Source organism: Saccharopolyspora karakumensis (genome assembly GCF_004349225.1).
In the GTDB taxonomy this organism is placed as follows: Bacteria; Actinomycetota; Actinomycetes; order Mycobacteriales; family Pseudonocardiaceae; genus Saccharopolyspora; species Saccharopolyspora endophytica.
Genome location: NZ_SMLA01000028.1, coordinates 38,618 through 59,737 on the forward strand (window position 1 = coordinate 38,618; position 21,120 = coordinate 59,737).

Here is a 21,120-nt window from a genome sequence, read left to right on the forward strand (position 1 = left end):
AACCGTTCTACAGGAGCACAGTCGCGAACTCGCCGACGCGCCGGAAACCGACCTTCTGGTAGGCGGCTCGGGCGGCGACGTTGTAGTCGTTGACGTACAGGCTCGCGGTACGACCCAAGCCGCGCACGAGGCGGTCGGCCACCGCCGCCGTCCCGGCGGTTCCCAACCCCGTGCTGCGACGATCCGGGTGCACCCAGACGCCCTGGATCTGGCCGACGGTCGACGACAGCGCGCCGATCTCGGCCTTGAACACCACCTCGCCGTCCTCGAAGCGCGCGAACGCCCGGCCGCCCGCGATGAGATCGGCCACGCGCGCCCGGTACCCGGCGGCACCGCCGTCGGTCGAGGGGTCCACACCCACCTCCTCGGTGAACATGGCCACCGCGGCGGGCAGGTAGCGCTCCAGCTCGTCCGGCCGCACCGAGCGCACCAGCGGGTCGGGGTCGACGTGCGGGCGCTCGGAGAGCGCCATCAGCGGCTGCTCGGCGCGGACCTCGCGTGCGGGCCCCCACTGCGCCTCGACCTCCTCCCACAGCGCCAGCACCTGCTCGGACGGGCCGACCAGCGAGGAGCACACGCGGCGGCGGCGCAGCGCGCGATCGGCGAAGGCGCGCATCGCGTCCGGGCCACCGCGCAGCGGGACCAGGTTCGCGCCCGAGAAGCACATCCCGCTCAGCCGGCTGCCGTAGCCCCAGAGCTCACCGCCCAGGCGCAGCGGGTGGACACCGGCTTCTTCGACGCGCGCCGCGACCATGCAGGCGGCCACGGGCGCGGAGTCCAGCGCCGAGCGGACCAGATTCGCGTCCCGTTCCTCCAGCAAGCGGGCACCGGCAACCTTGAGCACCAGCCAAGACTGCCAGAAACACCACGCGAACGGCTGATCGGCGGAGATCAACCGAGTCGAACACAGCTGCGGTCACCCGTTCGGAGCAGCGACAACTCCCGAAAAAAGCGAATCGGCCGCCCGGACGGATCCGGGCGGCCGATGTGCGATGTCGCGTCAGCTGACGGTGACGGTCGGGCTCGCGCCCTCCTCCACGGTCTCGCCCATGTCCTCGGCGATGCGCATGGCCTCTTCGATCAGCGTCTCGACGATCTGGTGCTCGGGCACGGTCTTGATGACCTCGCCCTTGACGAAGATCTGGCCCTTGCCGTTGCCGGAGGCCACACCCAGGTCCGCCTCGCGGGCTTCACCGGGGCCGTTGACGACGCAGCCCATGACCGCGACGCGCAGCGGGACCTCCATGCCCTCCAGACCGGCGGTGACCTCGTCCGCGAGCTTGTAGACGTCGACCTGGGCGCGTCCGCAGGACGGGCAGGAGACGATCTCCAGCTTGCGCGGCCGCAGGTTCAGCGACTGCAGGATCTGGGTGCCGACCTTGATCTCCTCGACCGGCGGAGCCGACAGCGAGACCCGGATCGTGTCGCCGATGCCCTGGCGCAGCAGAGCGCCGAAGGCGGTGGCCGACTTGATGGTGCCCTGGAAGGCCGGGCCGGCCTCGGTGACGCCGAGGTGCAGCGGGTAGTCGCACTGCTCGGCGAGGATCTCGTAGGCGCGCACCATGACCACCGGGTCGTTGTGCTTGACCGAGATCTTGATGTCGTGGAAGTCGTGCTCGGCGAACAGGCCCGCTTCCCACAGCGCCGACTCGGCCAGCGCCTCCGGGGTGGCCTTGCCGTACTTCTCCATCAGGCGCGGGTCGAGGGAGCCGGCGTTGACGCCGATGCGGATCGGCGTGCCGTGGTCCTTCGCGGCCTGCGCGATCTCCTTGACCTTGTCGTCGAACTTCTTGATGTTGCCGGGGTTCACGCGCACCGCGGCACAACCCGCTTCGATCGCCGCGAAGACGTACTTCGGCTGGAAGTGAATGTCGGCGATGACCGGGATCTGCGACTTCTTCGCGATGGCCGGCAGGGCTTCGGCGTCATCGGCGCTCGGGCACGCGACCCGGACGATGTCGCAGCCTGCGGCGGTGAGTTCGGCGATCTGCTGCAGAGTGCTGTTGATGTCTGCGGTGACGGTCGTGGTCATGGTCTGCACGGAGATCGGGCTTTCGCTGCCCACTCCGACCGGTCCGACCTGCAACTGGCGAGTCTTACGCCGCTCCGCGAGCACCGGGGCGGGGCCTCCGGGCATGCCCAGATCGACGGTCATCGATACCTCTCCACCTCTTCTGGTGTGCTTCGGACGGTGTCCCGCCCGCATTCCACGATACCGGCGCACCTTCATCCGGCTGGACGTCCGGGCGTCTGACGGATCACGTTGGGTGATCGACATCGGCCGTTCATATCCCGTTCGGCCCACGACTTCGAGCCGCGCATCACCCTATCGGCGATATTGCGCTCACAAGCACGCGCCATCTCGGTCACCGAGGACGACACGTCGTCCCCGGCTGTGAACCCGGTCCACCACAGCGGTGAAATCAGCCGGCGCCTGGGGACCCGGCGGAGCCGCTCGAGTTCCGGGCGCCGAGCACACCGACCACACCCCTAGTACAACGTCACCGGGTTCACGATGTCGGCCACCAGGACCAGCAGCGAGTACGCGATGAAGATGAGGCTGACCGCGTAGGCCAACGGCATCAGGCGCGCCGTGTCGAACGGTCCCGGGTCCGGGCGCCGGACCAGCTTGGCGAAACCGCGCCGGACCCACTCCCAGGCCGCGCCCGCGATGTGCCCACCGTCGAGCGGCAGCAGCGGCAGCATGTTGAACACGAACAGCGACAGGTTCACGCCCGCGAGCAGGTTGAACATCAGGATGACGCGCTCGTCGACGCCGAACTGCTCGGTGGCCAGCACCTCACCGCCGAGGCGGCTGGCGCCGACGATGCCCACCGGCGAGTCCTTGTGCCGCTCACCGCCGAAGATGGCGCTGACCAGGTCCGGGACGCGCTGCGGCAGCTCGACGATCTTCTGCGCGGTCAGGCCGACGAACTCGCCGATGGTGCTCACCACACCACCGATGTCCTGCTTGACCAGCTCGGATGTCGGCGAGAGCCCCAGGAATCCGACCGTCTCGTACTCGCTGGTCGAGTTCAGCTTGGGCCGCTCGGTCTGCATCAGGGCCGCGTTGAGCGTCTCCCGGTGCCCGTCGCGCTCGACCACGACCGGGACCGAACCCTTCGACTGGCGGATCTCCAGCTGCAGGTCTTCCCAGGACTGGAACGGCTTTCCGTTGAACTCCACGATCCGGTCGCCCGGCCTGAACCCGGCCGCCGCCGCGGGCGAGGGCTTCGCCCCGGGCGGGCACTTCTGGGTGTCCGGCGCGTTGGCCGGCAGCACGCACTCGCTGACCGAGGAGACCGTCAGCGTCGGGGTGTTGATGCCGTGGCCCATCAGGATCGCGGCGAAGATGCCGACCGCCAGGATCAGGTTCATCACCGGCCCGGCCACCATCACGACGATCCGCTTCCACGGGGCCCGCTGGTAGAACTGCCGGTGCGAGTCCTCGGGCGTGACGTCCTCGGCCGACATCTGCCGCGCGTCGTCGATCATCGCGCGGAACGGCGACGACGAGGCGGTGCGGCCGTACTCCTCGTCCTTCTTCGGCGGGAACATGCCGATCATCCGGATGTAGCCGCCGAACGGGATGAGCTTGAGCCCGTACTCGGTGTCGCCCTTCTTGCGCGACCAGATGGTGCGGCCGAAGCCGACCATGTACTCGGTGACCTTGATGCCGAACATCTTGGCGGTCGCGAGGTGGCCCAGCTCGTGCCACGCGATGGAGAACAGCAGACCGAAGAAGAAGATCAGAATGCCAACGACGACCAGCACTACTCCGCCTTCCCTCCGGCCAGCTCGCGTGCCCGGGTCCGCGCCCAGTCCTCGGCTGCGAAGATCTCATCAAGTCCCGACGGCTCGCCGCGCCACTGGTCGGCAGCGGAGAGCGTGTCACCCACAGTCTGCACGATCTCGGTGAACCGGAGTCGGCCGTCGACGAACGCGGCCAGCGCTTCCTCGTTGGCGGCGTTGTAGATCGCGGGCAGGCATCCCCCGCCGGAACCGGCCGCCCGGGCCAGCTCGACGGCCGGGAACGTCTCGTGGTCCATCGGCTCGAAGGTCCACGCCTGGGCCTCGTCGAAGGTCAGCCGCGGCGCGACCCCGGGAACGCGGCGCGGCCACTCCAGGCCCATCGCGATCGGGATCTTCATGTTCGGCGGGCTGGCCTGCGCGATCGTCGCACCGTCGGTGTAGGTGACCATCGAGTGCACGATCGACTGGGGGTGCACCACGACGTCGATGCGCGAGTAGTCGATGCCGAACAGCAGGTGCGCCTCGATGAGCTCCAGGCCCTTGTTGACCAGCGTCGCCGAGTTGATCGTGACGACGTTGCCCATCGCCCAGGTCGGGTGCGCCAGCGCCTGCTGCACGGTGACCTCGGCCAGCTCCTCGCGCTTGCGGCCGCGGAACGGGCCGCCGGAAGCGGTCAGCACCAGCCGGTCCACGTCGCTGTTGTCGTTGCCGAGCAGGCACTGGGCCAGCGCGGAGTGCTCGGAGTCGACCGGGACCAGCTGTCCGGGCGCGGCCTTGTCCAGCACCAGCGCACCACCGGCGACCAGCGATTCCTTGTTGGCCAGGGCGAGCTGAGCGCCCGTCTCCAGGGCGGCCAGCGTCAGGCGCAGGCCGCGGGAGCCGTCGACGCTGTTGAGGATCACGTCGGCCGGCGCGGCGTCGATGAGCTCCAGGGCCGATTCCGGCCCGGCCAGCAGCCGCGGCAGCTTGAAGTCGCCTTCGGCGTAGCCGCGCTTCTGCGCCTCGGAGTAGAGGGCCAGCTGGACGTCCTCGGCGGCTGTGCCCTTCGCCACGGCGATGGCCGGCACCTGGAACTCCAGCGCCTGCGCGGCCAGCGCCTGCGGGTCGCTGCCGCCCGCGGCGAGTCCCACGACCTGGAAGCGGTCGGGGTTGTCGCGCATCACGTCGAGTGCCTGGGTACCGATCGAACCGGTGGAGCCGAGCACCAGAACGGTGCGCGGAGTGGTGTCGCTCTGTGTGCTCGTATCCGCGTGCATCGCCGCCCATTGTCCCTGAAGGAGGTGAGCAGGCGCCCCTCGCGGTGCGCAAATCACCATTCGGCGTCACGATCGGCTTACCGGCCGCAGCCCGATGAACTAAGGAGGCCGTCATGGGCATCATCGGATGGATCGTTCTCGGCTTGATCGTGGGAGCCATCGCGAAGCTGATCATGCCGGGCAAGGACCCTGGCGGGATCATCATCACCATGCTGCTCGGCGTGGTGGGAGCCTTCCTCGGCGGGTTCATCGGCAAGTGGATCTTCGGGACCGGTCTCAACGAGTTCTGGTCGATCCAGACCTGGATCCTGGCGATCGTGGGATCGCTCATCGTCCTCGGCATCTACCGCGTCATCGTCGGCCGCAAGGCGGTCAAGGGGTAGATCCGGGTCGTCGTTCACGGGGTGCCGCGCGAGCCGAGTTCGCGCGGCACCTTTTTCGCTGCTGATGCCGGGCAGGTGGGCGCCGAGACGCCGACCGGGTGTGCGAGGATGAAGGCGATCGTGGATCGTCGTCCGGCGGTGCGCGAAACTCAAGCAACAGGCTTTCCGGCCGCGCGTGGCCGGTGTGGCGCAGGAGGGGAACGTGGCGAGCACCGAGCTGGAGAAGAAGCCCAGCCAGGCCATCGACCCGGCCGAGGAACCGTCGGTCGAGTGGGGCTGGCACGGCGGTTTCCCGAAGGGCACCCAGATCGCCGGCTGGTTCTCGGTCGTCGCGGTCCTGTGCATGCTCATCGGCAACCACCAGGGCATCCTCAGTGGCGGCGGGCACTTCAAGATGGAAGATGTCTGGCTCATCGGCACGGCCGCGGTCTTGGCCATCGGCCTGCTCTACGACCTGGCCAAGAACAAGCGCCGTCGCTGACCCAGAACGTCGACGAAGCCGCCCCCGGAATCCGGAGGGCGGCTTTTCGCTGTTCAGAGCGGCCGTAGCGGTCACCCCGGGGCAGGGTTGGTACGAACCGCCCATGCTCATCGTCCGTTGTGCCCGGCCGGTTCGGACCAGAACCGACCGCCGGTGCGCTCAGCGCAACGCGTGCCGGGAGAAGAAGTCCATGATCAGCGGAGTGGCGTCGATCGGCGCGGGCTGATCGGAGTCCGGGTTCGGGTGCGTCGCCGGCCAGTCGTGCGCGACCGAGTCCATCCGGTAGTGCGCGACCTCGGCTCCCCCGTCGCACGCCCGGTGTTCGACCTCGTGCACCCCGTCACCGACGTCACGGGTGACCGGCTCCGGGTCGCAACCGTTGCGCTCGGCCCAGCCCGCCAGCCAGTCCGGGATCGGCGGGAGCCCGCGCTCCGCATCGCCGTCGTAGGGGATCGTGTCGTCCAGCGCCCCGTGGAAGTCGAGGATCGGTGCCGGGCGCGTGGGCTCGCAGGCGCCGCCCTGCGGGTAGAAGGCACCGGAGACCGGGGCGAAGGCCGCGATCCGGTCGCTCATCCGGCAGGCGAGGACCCCGGTGAAGCCGCCGCCGTTGGACTTGCCCGCGGCGTAGATCCGAGCCGGGTCGACGCAGAGGTCGCGCTGCAGCTCGTCGAGCAGGTCGCCGGTGAACAGGACGTCGTCGACGTCCGCCGAGTACGGCGCCCCCTGCCAGGCCGTCTCGCCGTCGGTTCCGACGAGCCCCTGCGGGTACACCGCGATGGCATCCGTGTCGGAGAACTCCGAGAGCTCCTCCTGATACGCGGAGTCGCGCGAGTGCCCGTGGAAGGACAGCACCAGCGGAGTCGGCCGCAGCGGCACGTAGTCCTCCGGCACGTGCAGCAGGTAGGTGCGGGTGGTGCCACCCGACACGATCTCCTCGGTCACCGATTCCCCGGGCGCGACGGCGGTGTTCCCGCAGCCCGTCGACACCGCCCGGTGATCGGGCGCCTCGGCGTGGGCGGGAGCGGCGAGCAGCACCAGCGCCGCCGCGACGATCGAATGAACCGCTGCGCCACGAATTCTCAGGTCAGGCACCGTTGCCTCCCAGCTCGATCACTCAGACCTGAGGATCATCGGCCATCGGAAGCACAACGGGCCACTTCTGTTCATTGCGGTCACGAATTCACGGCCGGAGCCGCCACAATGCGTCCATCGGAACCGCTCGCACCTTGTCACCGAACGGAAGGGTCTGTTGTCCGGTGTAGAGCACGTAACCCGCGACGAAGCGGTCTCCGACCAACACCGCTCCGACCGACCCGCCCGGTTCCGCCAAGCTGTTCACGTCCTGACCGAGAAGATGGCAGGCCACGCCGGTGTCGGTGAACGCGAGTTTCGGCGTGCTCACCACGCGGTGCGTGTGCCCGGAAGACGCAATCGCATCAGCTCGCCGTGACGCTCGATGCTGGCCAGTTCCAGCACGTCTCGCTCGATGAGCGTGGACAAGTAGGAGTTGAAGAACGCACTACGCCTGCGCGGATTGCGCCGAACCGCCTCGGGGAACCACCGATCGTGGCTCGCTCCAGGTAGTCCCGTCGTCGCAGTGTGGATGAATGATCGAGTTGAGGACCGTGCGCGAACGCAGCATCGATGAAGCCATCAGGCCTTTCACGTGCACCACTCGTGCATCGCCGAGAGCCTCGGCCACGAACCTCTCGGCATGCCGCTCAACCAGTGAGTTCTTGATGCTCACAACCACCATACGTGGACACTTGGCCGCTAGGTCTGTGGTCAGCTGGCCGAGACCGGGTGGGCTACTCCTCGGCCGCGAGCTGGCCGCAGGCCGCGGCGATCTCCTGGCCGCGGGTGTCCCGGACGGTGCAGGAGACCCCGGTCTCGCGAACCCGGCGGACGAACTCGCGCTCGACCGGCTTGGGGCTGGCGTCCCACTTGCTGCCCGGGGTGGGGTTCAGCGGGATCAGGTTGACGTGCGCGAACTGGCCGAGGTGCTTCTTGAGCAGCTTGCCGAGCAGGTCGGCGCGCCACGGCTGGTCGTTGATGTCGCGGATCAGCGCGTACTCGATCGACACCCGGCGACCGGTGTGGTCGGCGTAGCCGCGAGCGGCGTCCAGGACCTCGGCGACGTTCCAGCGGTTGTTGACCGGCACCAGCGTGTCCCGCAGCTCGTCGTCCGGGGTGTGCAGCGACACCGCGAGCGTGACGTGCAGGTTCTCGGCGGTCATCTTCCGGATCGCCGGCACCAGGCCCACGGTGGAGACGGTGACCGAGCGCTGCGACAGGCCCAGGCCGTCGGGCGCGGGATCGCAGATGCGGTGCACCGCGTCGATCACCCGGCGGTAGTTGGCCAGCGGCTCGCCCATGCCCATGAACACCACGTTCGACAGCCGACCGGGGCCGCCCGGGACCTCGCCGTCGCGCATCATGGCCGCCGCCGAGCGGACCTGGTCGACGATCTCGGCGGTCGAGAGGTTGCGTTGCAGGCCGCCCTGGCCGGTGGCGCAGAACGGGCAGGCCATGCCGCATCCGGCCTGGCTGGAGATGCACACCGTCGCGCGGTCCGGGTAGCGCATCAGGACGCTCTCCAGCAGCGTCCCGTCGTGCGCCTTCCACAGCGTCTTGCGGGTGGTGCCCTCATCGGTGTCGAGGTTGCGCACCGGGTTGAGCAGCTGGGGCAGCAGGGCCGAGCCCAGCGCCTCGCGACTGCCCGCCGGGATGTCGGTCATCGACTCGACGTCGGCGTTGAGCCTGCCGAAGTAGTGGTTGGCCAGCTGCTTGGCGCGGAACGGCTTCTCCCCCAGCTCGGCGACGACGGCCTTCCGCTCCTCGGCGGAGAGGTCGGCGAGGTGGCGCGGCGGCTTGCCGCGGCGCGGGGCGTCGAAGACGAGCGGCAGGGATTTCGTAGACATAGCGCCCTACAGTCTCCCACGTCCGCGGACGACCTTGGTGGGCAGCCGGTGGAGCCGCCCCGTTGGCCCTCGCGGTGCCCCGAGGTATGGTTTTCGGCGTGGCGAAACCTGGACTTGCGAGTAGCCGAAACACGGCCCTCCTGGCCGTGGTCGCGATGCTGGTGTCGGCGTGCGGCACCGGCCTGAGCCGGCCCGATGACGGCCGCAAGCACGTCGTCACCACCTTCACCGTGCTCGCCGACATGGCGCGCAACATCGCCGGCGACGCCCTGGTCGTCGAGTCGATCACCAAACCCGGCGCCGAGATCCACGAGTACGAACCGACCCCCAGCGACATGCTCAAAGCCGCCAAGGCCGACGTGGTGCTGAACAACGGCCTCGGCCTGGAGCGCTGGTTCGACCGGTTCGTGCAGCGCAGCGAGGCCGAGCACGTGACGCTCAGCGAAGGCGTCGAACCCGTTCCGATCCGCAGCGGCGAGTACCAGGGCAAGGCCAACCCGCACGCGTGGATGTCGCCGCGCACCGCCGCGATCTACGTCGACAACATCACCGACACCTTCATCCGGATCGACCCCGCGCACGCGGCGACCTTCCGCGCGAACGCCGACGCCTACCTGGCCCGGCTCGCCGAGATCGACCGGTACCTGCGCGACGAGCTCGCCGCGCTGCCCGCATCGCGGCGGGCGCTGGTCAGCTGCGAAGGAGCCTTCTCGTACCTGGCGCGCGACGCCGGCCTGAGCGAGGCCTACCTGTGGCCGGTCAACAGCGAATCCGAGGGCACGCCGCAGCAGATCAAGGACACCACCCGGTTCGTCCGCGCCAACGGGGTCCCGACGGTGTTCTGCGAGTCCACCGTCAACGACGGACCGCAACGCCAGGTCGCCCGCGAAACCGGCGCGAAGCTGGGCGGCAAGCTCTACGTCGACTCGCTGTCCGGCCCCGACGGGCCGGTCCCGACCTACCTCGACCTGCTGCGCCACGACGCGCACGTCATCGTCACCGGACTGCGCGGAGGGACACCGTGACCGCCATCAGCGCCCACCACGTCACCGTCCGCTACGGCGACGTGCTCGCCCTCGACGACGTGTCGGTGGACATCCGCGAAGGACGCATCTGCGGCCTGCTGGGGATGAACGGATCGGGCAAGTCCACGTTCTTCAAATCCCTGATGGGCCTGGTCAGACCGGATGCCGGGAACATCCGGATCATGGACCGCGACCGCAAGCAGGCGCGGCGCGAAGGGCTCCTCGCCTACGTCCCGCAGTCCGAGGCGGTGGACTGGACGTTCCCGGTGACGGTCGCCGACGTGGTGCTCATGGGCCGCTACGGGCACCTCGGGCTCACCCGGCGCCCGCGCCGCGCCGACAAGGCCGCGATGCGCGCGGCGCTGACCCGCGTGGGACTCACCGACCTCGCGGCCCGGCCCATCGGCGAACTCTCCGGCGGCCAGCGCAAGCGGGCCTTCGTCGCGCGCGGCATCGCGCAGGACGCGCGGCTGCTGTTCCTCGACGAGCCCTTCGCCGGGGTCGACAAGAAGTCCGAGGCGACGATCAGCGACCTGCTGCGGGAGCTGCGCGACGAAGGGCGCACCGTGGTCATCTCCACCCACGACCTGGCCAGCGTCCCCGAGCTGTGCGACGAAGCGGTCCTGCTGCAACAACGCGTGATCGCCCACGGCGCGATCGACGAAGTGCTCGCACCCGAGGTGCTGGCCCGCACGTTCGGAGTGGAGGCCCGATGATCGAGTGGCTGATCGAACCCCTGCAGTTCGGGTTCATGCAGCGGGCCCTGCTGGTCAGCCTCGTCGCGGGGCTGGTGTGCGCGGTGCTGTCGTGCTGGGTGACGCTGATCGGCTGGTCGCTGCTGGGCGATGCCGTCTCGCACGCCGTGCTGCCGGGGGTGGTGCTCGCCTACGTGCTGGGGATGCCGTTCTCGGTGGGCGCGTTCCTGTTCGGCAGCCTCGCGGTCGGGCTGATCGCGGGCGTGCGCAACACCACCAAGCTCAAGGGCGACGCGGCGATCGGCGTGGTGTTCACCGGCCTGTTCGCGCTCGGTCTGGTGCTGGTGTCGCGCATCCCCAGCCAGGTCGACCTCAACCACATCCTGTTCGGCAACGTCCTGGGCGTCACCGACTTCGACATCGCCCAGGTCCTGATCATCGCCGCCGCGGTGCTGGCGGTGGCGCTGCTCAAGCGGCGCGACCTCACGCTCTACGCCTTCGACCCCACGCACGCGCACGCGATTGGCATCTCGCCGCGGCGGATCAGCACCCTGCTGCTGGCGATGCTGGCGCTGACCGTGGTGGTCGCCCTGCAGGCGGTCGGGGTCGTGCTCGTCACCGCCATGCTGATCACGCCTGGAGCGACCGCGTTCCTCCTGACCAAGAGGTTCCCGCAGATGCTGGCCACGGCCGCCGGGCTGTCGGTGCTGTGCGCGGTGACGGGCACCTACCTGAGCTTCCACGTCGACACCTCGACCGGCGGGATGATCGTGGTCTGCCAGACCGTCGTGTTCGCCCTGGCCTACCTGCTGGCGCCCGGGCAGGGGCTCCTGCCCCGGGCGCTGCGGCGACGCCCGGTCGTCGGTGACCGAGCGACCGCGGGTACGGCGTCGCCCGTATCGTGAAAGTCATGGCGAGCGAAACCGAGCGCCCGTCGCCTTCGGTGGAGGACTACCTCCGGGCGATCTACGGGCTCAGCGAACGGGGCGAGCCCGTCACCAACGCGACGCTGACCGCGCGACTCGGACTCAGCCCCTCCTCGGTCTCGGGCATGATCAACAAGCTGGACCAGCTGGGCCTGGTCACCCACGTGCGCTACCGCAGCGTCGAGCTCACCACCGAAGGCCGCAGGCTCGCGCACTCGGTGCTGCGCAGGCATCGCCTGATCGAGCTGTTCCTGGTCGAGGAGCTCGACTACAGCTGGGACGCGGTGCACACCGAAGCCGACGCGCTGGAGCACGCCGTCTCCGACGAGCTCGTCGAGCACATCTCCGCCAAGCTGGGCAACCCCACCATCGACCCGCACGGCGACCCGATCCCCACCGCCGAGGGCCTGCTCCCCGCGCCCAAGACCCTGCAGCTCGACCAGATCGAGCCCGGCACCGTCGGCACCATCGCGCGCGTCTGGGACACCGATTCCGAGCTGCTGCGCTACCTCACCGAGCACGGCATGACGCTGGGTTCGCGCATCGAGATCGTGGAGCGCAAGCCCTTCGGCGGTCCGCTGGTGGTGCGCGTCGGTGAGCCCCCGAACGCCGAAACCCACTTCGTGGGCGACGAGATCGTCGCGGCGCTGTCGATCAGTGTGCAGAACTAGGTTCGCCGGTCAGCCGCGAACCGATCGCGTGGGAGCACACCACCTGTTGCGGCGAGCGATCCGGTAGCGGATCCGCCGGGGCGGCCTCTTCGCCGTAGATCTGCTCGGTGACCAGCCTGCTGTGCAGCTCGTCGGTCCGGTGGGCGCCGAGCACCGCCATGAGCAGGTCGAAGCGGCTGCTGGTCAACGACACGGCGACGTAGCAGAAGCCGCCCATCCCGGCGAAGACCAGGCTCGCGGTGATCCACATGTTCAACGCCTGAGCCAGCGTGATCACCGAAGTGCCCAGCGCCAGTGCCGACCCGAACGCGACCGTTCGCGCGATGGCCGCCTGCCGGAGCATCGAGCGGAACACGGGGTGCTGCCGGCACAGCTGCCGGATGATGCGGGCGCGCTCGTGACGGTCCAACTGAGCAAGCCGGCTGAGGCCCGCGGTCACCGGCTGTGCCGCGCGGAATGCCATGGCTGCTCCCGAAAAACCCGAGTACGTGCATACGACAGCACCCAGTCGATCACGCGCTCGGACGACGATCAAGCCGTCATTCGGGGGCTTCGCATTGCGGGAGTCCGACGAAGACGTGACGCTGCCTACAGAAAGGGCCCGCTCGAACGCGTCGAGGGGCCTCTGGCGCCGTTTTCGGGAGTGATCGCTGTGAGCATCGCACTGGGTGCACCCGGGTGGACCGACCTGACGTCGCACGACGTCGACGCCGCGCGCGAGTTCTACACCGGGCTGTTCGGCTGGCGCTGGGTGCAGCGCTGCGAGTACAGCATCGCGTTCCGCGACGACACGCCGGTGGCCGGGCTGCTCAAGCCCGACTCCGACCACATCCCGTCGGCTTGGACGCTGTACCTGGAATGCGAGTCGACGCGACGGGCGACCGAGCGGATCCGGGCGCTGGGCGGGAAGGTCCTCGTCCCGCCGACCGAAACTCCCGGGCGTGAGATGTTCCTGATCGCCGAGGACCCGGGCGGAGCGGTCGTGGGCCTGTGGGAGGCACCGGAGAACGCCGTGTTCGGCTGGGCGCGAGCGGGAGCGCTGTGCTGGGCCGAGGTGCTCACCCGCGACGCCTCGGCGGTCGACTCCTTCTACGCCGAGCTGCTGGGCTACCGGCAGGAGCAGATCGGCGAGCCCGGCGGCGAGTTCGACTTCACCGTCTGGCACGTCGGCGACCGGCCGATGCTGGGCCGCTTCGAGTCGAGCCGGTCGCTGCCCGCCGACGTCCCGTCGCACTGGCAGCTGTACTTCCAGGTCAACCCCGACCACGACGCCGACGCCGCGGTCGCCAAGGCCCAGTCGCTGGGCGGCGAGGTGCTGCGCGAGCCGACCGACTCCCCGTACGGGCGAATCGCGGTGGTGCGGGACGTGGTCGGCGCCGACTTCGCCGTCATCGACACCGACCGGCGCACCCCCGAGTGATCAGTCCAGCACCAGCGGGTCGAGCTCGGCGATGTGGTCACGATCGCCGATGACCTCGATCTCGGTGATCCGTCCATCGCGGATGGTCACGACGAAGACCGAGTGCGCCTTGCCGCGAGGCGCGTAGGCCGCACCGATGGCGTCGGCGATCAGCGCCGGACGCGCCCCCTTGGCGCTGTTGTGGAACGCCCGGGCCACGATGTCCGCACCGCGCGACTCCGCCGTGAGCACGGGGGCACCGGATTTGCGAGCGCGGGCGGCGGTGTCCATCGCGCGCTGATCGGCGCGCAGCACGACGTCGGGGTCGAGCACGTGCAGCAGGCCCTCGAAGTCGCCTTCGCGCGCCGCGCGCAGGAACGCGTCGACGACCTCGCGCTGCGCGACCAGGTCGGGTTCCGGCTGTCCGCTCTGCCGAACCCGGCGGCGTGCGCGGCTGGCGAGCTGCCGGGTGGCGGTCGAGCTGCGTCCCACGATCGGGGCGATGTCGTCGAAGGGCACCGCGAACATGTCGTGCAGGACGAACGCGAGGCGCTCGGCCGGTTCGAGCGTGTCGAGCACGACGAACAGCGCCAGCCCGACCGAGTCGGCCAGCACCGCTTCCGCTTCGGGCGTCAGCCCCTCCGACTGCTCGGGCAGGTCGTCGGAGGGCTGCTCGGGTCTGGAACGGCGGGCGCGGAGCATGTCCAGGCAGACCCGGCCGACGATCGTGGTCAGCCAGCCGCCCAGGTTGGCGACGTCATCGGCACCCGCGCGGTCCGCGCGCAGCCACGCCTCCTGCACCGCGTCCTCGGCCTCGGCGTGCGAACCGAGCATCCGCAGCGCGACCGCCTTCAACCGCCTGCGGTGCTGCTCGAACCGCTTCGCCAAGAAATCGCTGTCGTCCATCGGTCACGTTCCTCCGTCGCCGCCCGTCATGGGGGTAGACGAGCCGGAACCGGCTCATGTGACACCGGAGGTACTCATGCAAGCACGGATGAACAATCCCGCGATGCTCCTGCCGGACGCGTTCAAGTCGATCCAGGCGTTGATGAAGACCGTTCACTCGGTCGACGTCCCGGCGGAGACCCTGGAGCTGGTGCACCTGCGCTCCAGCCAGATCAACGGGTGCAGCTTCTGCGCGCACTACAGCTCCAAGCAGCTCAAGGAGCTCGGGACCAGCGACGACAAGCTCTGGGCGGTGGCCGCATGGCGGGAGGCTCCCTTCTTCGACGACCGCGAGCGCGCCGCCCTGGAGTTGGCCGAGGCCACGACCCGTCTCGCCGACAAGGGCGACTCCGTCGACGACGAGCTCTGGAAGCGGATCACCGAGCACTACGACGAGGAGCAGATCGCGGCTCTGACGCTCATGATCGGGCTGTCCAACCTCTTCAACCGCGTCAACGCCGTCACCCGGCAACCCGCCGGCGAGACCTTCTGAGAGCGATTTCCACTGAAGTCCGTGTCCTGATTTCCACTGAGATCCGGGCACGGATTTCCGCTGAGATCCGCGAACCCGCACGGGAGGTGCCCTGACGGGCAGTTCTGGTCGGGAACGTCCGCGGTCGACTCCATCGCTGGCGGGGGTCCGGGACGGGCCGCCGCCCGCCGCGAGGACCCGGGCTCAGGAGGTGAGCAGGCCCGTGGGCTTGGTGCGGGTTCGGAGGCGGTAGGTGACCGGGAAGGTCCTGCCCGGGGACTCGGCGGCCGCCCGGGCCGCCGTCTTCGCGGAGAACTCGATGCGCAGGACCGCCTCCAACGTCCGGCGGTCGTGGAAGCGCCACAGGGTGGGCACCGTCGTGCTGGTGAAGTGGTGGCGGGTGAAGAACGATTCGATCTTGCCAGGATCGATCTGCGGGGCGTCGGCGCGCATCCAGTCGCCGTAGGGCGGGCTCGCCGTGTCCAGGTCGACGATCGCGATCGTGCCGCCCGGACGCAGCACCCGCTCCGCCTCGGCCAGGCCCGGCTCGCAGCCCGGCCCGAAGAAGTACGCCGTGCGCGCGTGCAGCAGGTCCACGCTGCCGTCGGCCAGCGGGAGGCGCTGGGCCGGAGCGACCCGGACGTCCACGCCCGGCGTGCCCGACGTGCGGACGCGAGCGCGCTCGGCCAGCGGCTCGTGCGGTTCGACTCCGACCACCGAGCGGGCCGTCGCGGCGAAGACGGGCAGGTGGAAGCCGTCGCCGCAGCCCACGTCGACCACGTCGAGGCCGGCCCAGTCGCGCTCGGCGCGCAACGCCTTCCACAGCGCCCCGACCGCGTCCTGGGCGTGGTTCTCCGCCTCGTAGACCTCGGGCCAGTTCCAGATGTTGGGGCTCGGCGTGACCTCCGGAACCTGCTTCTCCCGCCAGGTCCGCATCAGCCGGGGATGAGCCAGAACAGCATCATCCACGCCAGCGGTGCCGACGGGAGCAACGAATCCATCCGGTCCATCAGGCCACCGTGACCGGGCAGCAGGTTGCCCATGTCCTTGATGCCCAGGTCGCGCTTGATCACCGACTCCATCAGGTCGCCGACCGTCGCGCTGCACACCAGCGCGGCTCCGACCAGCACGCCCATCCACCACTGGCCGTCGAGCAGCAACCACACCGACAGCGCACCGGCCAGCACACCGCCGACCAGCGACCCGCCGAAGCCCTCCCAGGACTTCTTCGGGCTGATCACCGGCGCCATCGGGTGCTTGCCGAACAGCACGCCGAACGCGTACCCACCGGTGTCCGAGGCGACCACGCAGATCAGGAACACCAAGGCCCGGAACGCACCGTCCTCCGGGCGCACCAGCATCGCGGCGAACGCCGTGAACAGCGGCACGTAGGCGGCGGTGAACACCGAGGCGGTCACGTCGCGCAGGTATCCGTCGATGCCGTCGCGGAACCGCCAGACCAGGCAGGCCAGCACGGTGATCGCGAACGAGATCAGGATGCCGCGCAGCCCGAACGGCCAGGACAGCCACATCATGGCCTGCCCGCCGATCAGCACCGGGACTAACGAGACCCGGATGCCCGCCGCGCGTCGCACGGCCTGGGCGAGCTCGATGGTCGACACCAGAGCAGCCGCTGCGGCGATGCCGATGAACACGAACCGCACCATCAGCAACGAGAGAATGACGGCCGCCCCGAGCACGACCCCGACGCCGATGGCGGCGCGGAGGTCACGACCGGCCCGGGATGGACGCGAAGGCGGGTCCGGAACGTCGTCTGCCGACATTCCGGACTCGTCTGCACACTGGCCGGGCGTCACCACTCAGACCTCGAGGAGTTCCGCTTCCTTGTGCTTGAGCAAGTCGTCGACCTGACCGGTGTAGCGGTGGGTCAGGTTGTCGAGTTCCTTCTCCGCACGCGAACCCTCGTCCTCGCCGGCTTCGCCGTCCTTGACGATGCGCTCGATCTCTTCCTTCACCTTGCGGCGGATGCCGCGGATGGTGACCCGGCCTTCCTCGCCCTTGGCCTTGGCGAGCTTGACCATCTCCTTGCGGCGTTCCTCGGTCATCTGCGGGATCGCGATGCGGATCAGCTGGCCGTCGTTGGACGGGTTGACCCCGAGGTCGGAGTCGCGGATCGCCTTCTCCATCGCCTGGATCTGGCTGCCGTCGTAGGGCTTGATGACGACCAGCCGAGCCTCCGGGACGGAGACGCTGGCGAGCTGGTTCAGCGGCGTCGGCGATCCGTAGTAGTCGACGACGATGCCGGAGAACATCGCGGGGTTCGCGCGACCGGTGCGGACGGAGGCCAGCTCATCCTTGGCCACCTCCACAGCCTTTTGCATCTTCTCCTCGCCTTCGAGAAGAGCTTCGTCGATCACGGCTGCTCCTTAAGTCTGCCGACCAGTGGACTTTGCAAGTGTTGCGCGTCGCTCGGCTCGCCTCCCAGGCGGCCCCGCGACCAGATCAGGATCCAGCACCATCAAAGCTGCTCGGTGCCCGGGGTGCTGACCAGCGTGCCGATCTTCTCACCGCCGACCGCCCGGGCGATGTTGCCTTCCTCCAGGAGGTTGAACACCAGGATGGGCATGTCGTTGTCCATGCACAGGCTGAACGCCGTGGCGTCGGCGACCTTCAGGCCGCGTTCCAGCACTTCGCGGTGGGTGATGTGCTCGAACAGCTTCGCGTCCGGCGTGGTCTTGGGGTCGGCCGTGTAGACGCCGTCAACGGCCTTGGCCATCAGCACGACCTCGCAGCCGATCTCCAGCGCCCGCTGCGCGGCGGTGGTGTCGGTGGAGAAGTACGGCATGCCGGTGCCGGCGCCGAAGATGACCACGCGGCCCTTCTCCATGTGCCGCATCGCGCGCCGCGGGATGTAGGGCTCGGCGACCTGACCCATGGTGATCGCGGTCATCACCCGGGTGTCGATCCCGTGCTCGCGTTCCAGGAAGTCCTGCAGCGCCAGGCAGTTCATCACCGTGCCCAGCATCGCCATGTAGTCGCCGCGCGCGCGGTCCATGCCGCGCTGCTGCAGCTCCGCGCCGCGGAAGAAGTTCCCACCGCCGATCACGATGGCCACCTCGACCCCGTCCGCGACGATCTCGCCGATCTGGCGGGCCACGGTGGCGACCACTTCGGGATCGATTCCGACGCCGCCGCCGCCGAACATCTCGCCGCCGAGCTTGAGCAGCACGCGACCGTAACCACGCTTCGCCGGGCCGTCGTCGGTCACTTGAATCCTCCCGCGAGGTCTTGAGTGTTCACTTCGCCAACTGATGTGCGGGTCGAGAACCGGATACCCGCCTCGTGAGCGACCGATACCCGGCGCGGCCCCGCGAGGAGCGGAACCGCCCTTACCTTGCAAAAGCGCCCCGCCTCGAACAACGAAGGCGGGGCGCCGTGCCGTCCTCCACGGCCGCCGGGGCCGGTGCGCCGGCCGAACCCCACCGGGGTGCGGCCGGCAGCCGCCGCGGCGCGGGATCAGGCCTGTCCGACCTCGAACCGGACGAACCCGGTCACGGTCACACCGGCCTCGTCCAGCAGGGCCTTGACGGTCTTCTTGTTGTCCTGCACGGACGGCTGGTCCAGCAGGCAGTTCTCCTTGAAGAAGCCGTTGAGGCGACCCTCGATGATCTTCGGGATGGCCTTCTCCGGCTTGCCCTCCTCCTTGGCGGTCTCCTCGGCGATCCGGCGCTCGTTGGCCTGGATGTCCTCGGGAACCTCGTCGCGGGAGAGGTAGGTGGGCTTGAGCGCGGCGACCTGCATCGCGGCACCGCGAGCGGCGTCCGCGTCGTCACCGGTGTACTCGACCAGCACGCCGACCGCCGGGGGCAGGTCCGCGGAGCGGCGGTGCAGGTAGGTGGCCACCTGACCGTCGAACTTCTGGACCCGGCGCAGCTCCAGCTTCTCGCCGATCTTGGCGGAGAGCTCCTGCACGGCGTCGGCCACGGTCTTGTCGTCCAGCTTCGCGGCCAGCGCGGAGTCGACGTCGGTCGCACCCGCGGCGGCGGCCGCTGCGACGACCTTGTTGGCCAGCTCGATGAACTCGTCGTTCTTGGCGACGAAGTCCGTCTCGCTGTTGATCTCGATCAGCACGCCGCCCTCGGCGGCGACCAGGCCCTCGGCCGTGGCGCGCTCGGCGCGCTTGCCCACGTCCTTGGCACCCTTGATGCGCAGGCTCTCGACAGCCTTGTCGAAGTCGCCCTCGTTCTGCTCAAGAGCCTTCTTGCAGTCCATCATGCCGGCGCCGGTCAGCTCGCGAAGACGCTTGACGTCGGCCGCACTGAAGTTCGCCATCGTGCGTAGTCCGTCCCTGTTGATACGGAGGTGGAAGATCTTTTGCGAATGCTCGACCCGGCACCGCGCGATGCGCCGCGATCAGCGGCCGTGCTCTCGGCCCGGCGTGGGTCGTTGCCAGTGTGACTGGCTGGAAGCCTGATCGCGCTGCGCACCCGCCGAACTTCAGCGGGTGCGCAGCGCGGGTGATCAGGACTGCGCGGGCTGCTGCTCGCCACCCTCGGTGGCCTGGCCGGAGCCGGCCAGCAGTTCCTTCTCCCACTCGGCCAGCGGCTCGCCGCCGGCCGGCTTCTCCTCGCCGCCCTCGGAGGCGCCGTTGTTGCGGCCGCTGCGGGCCATCAGGCCCTCGGCAACACCATCGGCGACCACGCGGGTCAGCAGCGCGGCGGAGCGGATCGCGTCGTCGTTGCCCGGGATCGGGTAGTCGACCTCGTCCGGGTCGCAGTTGGTGTCCAGGATCGCGACAACCGGGATGCCCAGCTTGCGAGCCTCGCCAACGGCGATGTGCTCCTTCTTGGTGTCCACGATCCACACGGCGCTGGGCACCTTGGACATGTCGCGGATACCGCCGAGCGTCTTCTCCAGCTTGTCCTTCTCGCGGGTCAGCATCAAGATTTCCTTCTTGGTGCGACCCTCGAAGCCACCGGTCTGCTCCATCGTCTCGAGTTCCTTGAGACGCTGCAGACGGCGGTGAACGGTCTGGAAGTTGGTGAGCATGCCGCCCAGCCAGCGCTGGTTGACGTACGGCATGCCGACCCGCAGAGCCTGCTCGGAGATCGCTTCCTGCGCCTGCTTCTTGGTGCCGACGAACAGGATCGTGCCCCCGTGGGCGACGGTCTGCTTGATGAAGTCGAACGCACCATCGATGTAGGTCAGCGTCTGCTGCAGGTCGATGATGTAGATGCCGTTGCGCTCGGTGAAGATGTAGCGCTTCATCTTCGGGTTCCAGCGCCGGGTCTGGTGCCCGAAGTGCACGCCGCTGTCGAGCAGCTGCTTCATGGTGACGACGGCCATGGCCTGTGTTCACCTCTTGAGTCGGGCGCGCCCTCTGCCGGGCGCGCGTTTGGGTTGCCGCGACGAGCCGGGTGACTCGCCGCCCTGGTGCCCGGCCCAGATCCCCCACCCACCCCTGGGAACAGGAGCGGGACCGCGAAGGACCCGGTGGCCTGCCGACAGGGACCCGGAAGAATCCGGGGCCACCTGAGCGGCGGCCTACGCGCGGGCACGCGTAGTCGGTTCGCGCGGACACGAAACCGCGTGAACAGTGTACTGGACGCGCAACTCACCACCCGACCGCGCACCAGGAGTTGTCCACAACGGTCCGGTTCGTCCACAGATTCGCCGTCTGTCCTGGTCATCGCGGGCTCGGGCGGGCCACGTTGGATCCATGCGAATCCTGATCGCGATCCTCTCCGGCGCGGCCCTCGCCTGCTCCGCCGCCCTCACCGCGGCGGCCCACCCCGCTCGGCCCGCCGAGCCGAGCTCAGCCGCGGGCTTCGGCTGGCCGCTGGCCCCACCACCCGCGGTGGCACGGCCGTTCGAGGCGCCCGGTTCGGTGTTCGGCCCCGGACATCGCGGGGTCGATCTGGTCGGCGAGGCCGGACAGCCGGTGCTGGCGGCCGCCGACGGTGTCGTGGTGCACGCGGGCTGGCTCGTGGACCGCGCAGTCGTGTCGGTCGAGCACTCCGGAGGACTGCGCACCAGTCACGAACTGGTCGCCCCGGCCGTGGCCGCGGGCGATCGGGTCGCGCGGGGCCAGGTGATCGGCCACCTGGAACCCGGGCATCCCGGGTGCGCGGCCCGCGCCTGCCTGCACTGGGGCCTGCGGGAGGGCGAGCGCTACCGGGACCCGCTGGAACTGGTCGCACCCTCCCGCGTGCGGCTGCTGCCCTGGTGAGGA

At 69.4% G+C, this 21,120-nt stretch carries 25 protein-coding genes; 9 read left to right on the top strand and 16 right to left on the bottom strand.

The window, feature by feature from the left end:
- Positions 1–7: 7 nt before the first annotated feature.
- The 4 genes from E1202_RS18450 to dxr all read right to left on the bottom strand — a co-directional run bounded on the left by E1202_RS18450 (position 8) and on the right by dxr (position 5,009).
- Positions 8–844 (bottom strand): GNAT family N-acetyltransferase, encoded by an 837-nt coding sequence (locus E1202_RS18450; protein WP_132684393.1) that lies wholly within the window; start codon positions 842–844, stop codon positions 8–10.
- Positions 845–1,000: 156 nt separating this feature from the next.
- Positions 1,001–2,155 (bottom strand): flavodoxin-dependent (E)-4-hydroxy-3-methylbut-2-enyl-diphosphate synthase, encoded by a 1,155-nt coding sequence (gene ispG / locus E1202_RS18455; protein ID WP_132684394.1) that lies wholly within the window; start codon positions 2,153–2,155, stop codon positions 1,001–1,003.
- Positions 2,156–2,490: 335 nt separating this feature from the next.
- Positions 2,491–3,774, bottom strand: a complete 1,284-nt coding sequence (locus tag E1202_RS18460; protein ID WP_132684395.1) for a M50 family metallopeptidase — start codon at positions 3,772–3,774, stop codon at positions 2,491–2,493.
- Positions 3,774–5,009 (bottom strand): 1-deoxy-D-xylulose-5-phosphate reductoisomerase, encoded by a 1,236-nt coding sequence (gene dxr, locus E1202_RS18465; protein WP_132684396.1) that lies wholly within the window; start codon positions 5,007–5,009, stop codon positions 3,774–3,776. Before dxr ends, E1202_RS18460 begins: the two co-directional genes overlap by 1 nt.
- A gap of 113 nt (positions 5,010–5,122) precedes the next feature.
- Here dxr and E1202_RS18470 point away from each other — a divergent pair, with 113 nt between their 5' ends.
- Positions 5,123–5,392 (top strand): GlsB/YeaQ/YmgE family stress response membrane protein, encoded by a 270-nt coding sequence (locus E1202_RS18470; RefSeq protein WP_132684397.1) that lies wholly within the window; start codon positions 5,123–5,125, stop codon positions 5,390–5,392.
- A gap of 202 nt (positions 5,393–5,594) precedes the next feature.
- Positions 5,595–5,873, top strand: a complete 279-nt coding sequence (locus tag E1202_RS18475) for a DUF2631 domain-containing protein (RefSeq protein WP_132684398.1) — start codon at positions 5,595–5,597, stop codon at positions 5,871–5,873.
- Between the two features lie 159 nt (positions 5,874–6,032).
- Here the strand turns inward: E1202_RS18475 and E1202_RS18480 are convergent, their stop codons facing one another.
- The 4 genes from E1202_RS18480 to rlmN form a co-directional block, all read right to left on the bottom strand.
- Positions 6,033–6,965 carry an alpha/beta hydrolase family esterase gene (locus E1202_RS18480; RefSeq protein ID WP_235878610.1) on the bottom strand — a complete coding sequence of 311 codons (933 nt, stop codon included), beginning with the start codon at positions 6,963–6,965 and terminating at the stop codon, positions 6,033–6,035.
- Positions 6,966–7,053: 88 nt separating this feature from the next.
- Positions 7,054–7,275: a hypothetical protein gene (locus E1202_RS31850; protein ID WP_207918741.1), complete on the bottom strand. Its 222-nt coding sequence runs from the start codon at positions 7,273–7,275 to the stop codon at positions 7,054–7,056.
- A gap of 117 nt (positions 7,276–7,392) precedes the next feature.
- Entirely contained in the window at positions 7,393–7,620 is a 228-nt protein-coding gene (locus E1202_RS31855) for a hypothetical protein (protein ID WP_207918743.1), read from the bottom strand.
- Positions 7,621–7,681: 61 nt separating this feature from the next.
- Positions 7,682–8,794 carry a 23S rRNA (adenine(2503)-C(2))-methyltransferase RlmN gene (rlmN, locus tag E1202_RS18490; RefSeq protein ID WP_132684399.1) on the bottom strand — a complete coding sequence of 371 codons (1,113 nt, stop codon included), beginning with the start codon at positions 8,792–8,794 and terminating at the stop codon, positions 7,682–7,684.
- A 155-nt stretch (positions 8,795–8,949) separates the two neighbouring features.
- Here rlmN and E1202_RS18495 point away from each other — a divergent pair, with 155 nt between their 5' ends.
- From E1202_RS18495 to E1202_RS18510, 4 genes are read left to right on the top strand one after another with little or no spacing between them, the layout of a single operon-like run.
- Positions 8,950–9,819, top strand: coding sequence for a metal ABC transporter substrate-binding protein (locus E1202_RS18495; RefSeq protein ID WP_235878615.1), 870 nt, complete (start codon positions 8,950–8,952; stop codon positions 9,817–9,819).
- The gene (locus E1202_RS18500; protein ID WP_132684401.1) at positions 9,816–10,535 is read left to right on the top strand and encodes a metal ABC transporter ATP-binding protein; all 720 of its coding nucleotides are present in this window, start codon (positions 9,816–9,818) and stop codon (positions 10,533–10,535) included. Before E1202_RS18495 ends, E1202_RS18500 begins: the two co-directional genes overlap by 4 nt.
- Complete coding sequence (locus E1202_RS18505; protein WP_132684402.1) at positions 10,532–11,419, top strand: metal ABC transporter permease; 888 nt, start codon at positions 10,532–10,534, stop codon at positions 11,417–11,419. The genes E1202_RS18500 and E1202_RS18505 overlap by 4 nt, the downstream gene beginning before the upstream one ends.
- A gap of 5 nt (positions 11,420–11,424) precedes the next feature.
- The gene (locus E1202_RS18510) at positions 11,425–12,111 is read left to right on the top strand and encodes a metal-dependent transcriptional regulator (protein WP_132684403.1); all 687 of its coding nucleotides are present in this window, start codon (positions 11,425–11,427) and stop codon (positions 12,109–12,111) included.
- Here E1202_RS18510 and E1202_RS18515 read toward each other — a convergent pair.
- Positions 12,095–12,574, bottom strand: coding sequence for a hypothetical protein (locus E1202_RS18515; protein ID WP_132684404.1), 480 nt, complete (start codon positions 12,572–12,574; stop codon positions 12,095–12,097). The two genes, E1202_RS18510 and E1202_RS18515, sit on opposite strands and share 17 nt — an antisense overlap.
- 189 nt (positions 12,575–12,763) lie before the next feature.
- Here E1202_RS18515 and E1202_RS18520 point away from each other — a divergent pair, with 189 nt between their 5' ends.
- Positions 12,764–13,531 carry a VOC family protein gene (locus tag E1202_RS18520; protein WP_132684405.1) on the top strand — a complete coding sequence of 256 codons (768 nt, stop codon included), beginning with the start codon at positions 12,764–12,766 and terminating at the stop codon, positions 13,529–13,531.
- Here E1202_RS18520 and E1202_RS18525 read toward each other — a convergent pair whose 3' ends face one another.
- Positions 13,532–14,416, bottom strand: a complete 885-nt coding sequence (locus E1202_RS18525) for a sigma-70 family RNA polymerase sigma factor (protein ID WP_132684406.1) — start codon at positions 14,414–14,416, stop codon at positions 13,532–13,534. It abuts the gene before it with no gap.
- A gap of 76 nt (positions 14,417–14,492) precedes the next feature.
- Between E1202_RS18525 and E1202_RS18530 the strand changes: the two genes are divergently transcribed.
- Entirely contained in the window at positions 14,493–14,948 is a 456-nt protein-coding gene (locus E1202_RS18530; protein ID WP_132684407.1) for a carboxymuconolactone decarboxylase family protein, read from the top strand.
- A 183-nt stretch (positions 14,949–15,131) separates the two neighbouring features.
- Here E1202_RS18530 and E1202_RS18535 read toward each other — a convergent pair whose 3' ends face one another.
- The 6 genes from E1202_RS18535 to rpsB form a co-directional block, all read right to left on the bottom strand.
- Positions 15,132–15,863, bottom strand: a complete 732-nt coding sequence (locus E1202_RS18535; RefSeq protein WP_132684432.1) for a class I SAM-dependent methyltransferase — start codon at positions 15,861–15,863, stop codon at positions 15,132–15,134.
- On the bottom strand, positions 15,863–16,711 hold the full coding sequence (locus E1202_RS18540) for a phosphatidate cytidylyltransferase (RefSeq protein ID WP_132684408.1): 849 nt from the start codon (positions 16,709–16,711) through the stop codon (positions 15,863–15,865). The genes E1202_RS18535 and E1202_RS18540 overlap by 1 nt, the downstream gene beginning before the upstream one ends.
- A 36-nt stretch (positions 16,712–16,747) precedes the next feature.
- A complete protein-coding gene (gene frr, locus E1202_RS18545) occupies positions 16,748–17,305 on the bottom strand; it encodes a ribosome recycling factor (protein WP_132684409.1) in 558 nt (185 codons plus the stop codon).
- 101 nt (positions 17,306–17,406) lie between these two features.
- Positions 17,407–18,156, bottom strand: a complete 750-nt coding sequence (gene pyrH, locus E1202_RS18550) for a UMP kinase (RefSeq protein WP_132684410.1) — start codon at positions 18,154–18,156, stop codon at positions 17,407–17,409.
- 248 nt (positions 18,157–18,404) lie between these two features.
- On the bottom strand, positions 18,405–19,220 hold the full coding sequence (gene tsf, locus E1202_RS18555; protein ID WP_132684411.1) for a translation elongation factor Ts: 816 nt from the start codon (positions 19,218–19,220) through the stop codon (positions 18,405–18,407).
- 189 nt (positions 19,221–19,409) lie between these two features.
- On the bottom strand, positions 19,410–20,234 hold the full coding sequence (gene rpsB / locus E1202_RS18560) for a 30S ribosomal protein S2 (protein ID WP_132620855.1): 825 nt from the start codon (positions 20,232–20,234) through the stop codon (positions 19,410–19,412).
- 373 nt (positions 20,235–20,607) lie between these two features.
- On the opposite strand from rpsB, the gene E1202_RS18565 reads away from it, so the two are divergent.
- Positions 20,608–21,117: a M23 family metallopeptidase gene (locus tag E1202_RS18565; RefSeq protein ID WP_132684412.1), complete on the top strand. Its 510-nt coding sequence runs from the start codon at positions 20,608–20,610 to the stop codon at positions 21,115–21,117.
- Positions 21,118–21,120: the final 3 nt, after the last annotated feature.

What these genes read in the sequence shown, in the direction of transcription:
- ispG (WP_132684394.1), bottom strand. Translation starts at nt 2,155, where the DNA reads ATGACCGTCGATCTGGGCATGCCCGGAGGCCCCGCCCCGGTGCTCGCG.
- dxr (WP_132684396.1), bottom strand. Translation starts at nt 5,009, where the DNA reads ATGCACGCGGATACGAGCACACAGAGCGACACCACTCCGCGCACCGTT.
- E1202_RS18470 (WP_132684397.1), top strand. Translation starts at nt 5,123, where the DNA reads ATGGGCATCATCGGATGGATCGTTCTCGGCTTGATCGTGGGAGCCATC.
- rlmN (WP_132684399.1), bottom strand. Translation starts at nt 8,794, where the DNA reads ATGTCTACGAAATCCCTGCCGCTCGTCTTCGACGCCCCGCGCCGCGGC.
- E1202_RS18495 (WP_235878615.1), top strand. Translation starts at nt 8,950, where the DNA reads ATGCTGGTGTCGGCGTGCGGCACCGGCCTGAGCCGGCCCGATGACGGC.
- E1202_RS18505 (WP_132684402.1), top strand. Translation starts at nt 10,532, where the DNA reads ATGATCGAGTGGCTGATCGAACCCCTGCAGTTCGGGTTCATGCAGCGG.
- E1202_RS18510 (WP_132684403.1), top strand. Translation starts at nt 11,425, where the DNA reads ATGGCGAGCGAAACCGAGCGCCCGTCGCCTTCGGTGGAGGACTACCTC.
- E1202_RS18515 (WP_132684404.1), bottom strand. Translation starts at nt 12,574, where the DNA reads ATGGCATTCCGCGCGGCACAGCCGGTGACCGCGGGCCTCAGCCGGCTT.
- E1202_RS18525 (WP_132684406.1), bottom strand. Translation starts at nt 14,416, where the DNA reads ATGGACGACAGCGATTTCTTGGCGAAGCGGTTCGAGCAGCACCGCAGG.
- E1202_RS18530 (WP_132684407.1), top strand. Translation starts at nt 14,493, where the DNA reads ATGCAAGCACGGATGAACAATCCCGCGATGCTCCTGCCGGACGCGTTC.
- E1202_RS18535 (WP_132684432.1), bottom strand. Translation starts at nt 15,863, where the DNA reads ATGCGGACCTGGCGGGAGAAGCAGGTTCCGGAGGTCACGCCGAGCCCC.
- E1202_RS18540 (WP_132684408.1), bottom strand. Translation starts at nt 16,711, where the DNA reads ATGTCGGCAGACGACGTTCCGGACCCGCCTTCGCGTCCATCCCGGGCC.
- tsf (WP_132684411.1), bottom strand. Translation starts at nt 19,220, where the DNA reads ATGGCGAACTTCAGTGCGGCCGACGTCAAGCGTCTTCGCGAGCTGACC.
- rpsB (WP_132620855.1), bottom strand. Translation starts at nt 20,234, where the DNA reads ATGGCCGTCGTCACCATGAAGCAGCTGCTCGACAGCGGCGTGCACTTC.
- E1202_RS18565 (WP_132684412.1), top strand. Translation starts at nt 20,608, where the DNA reads ATGCGAATCCTGATCGCGATCCTCTCCGGCGCGGCCCTCGCCTGCTCC.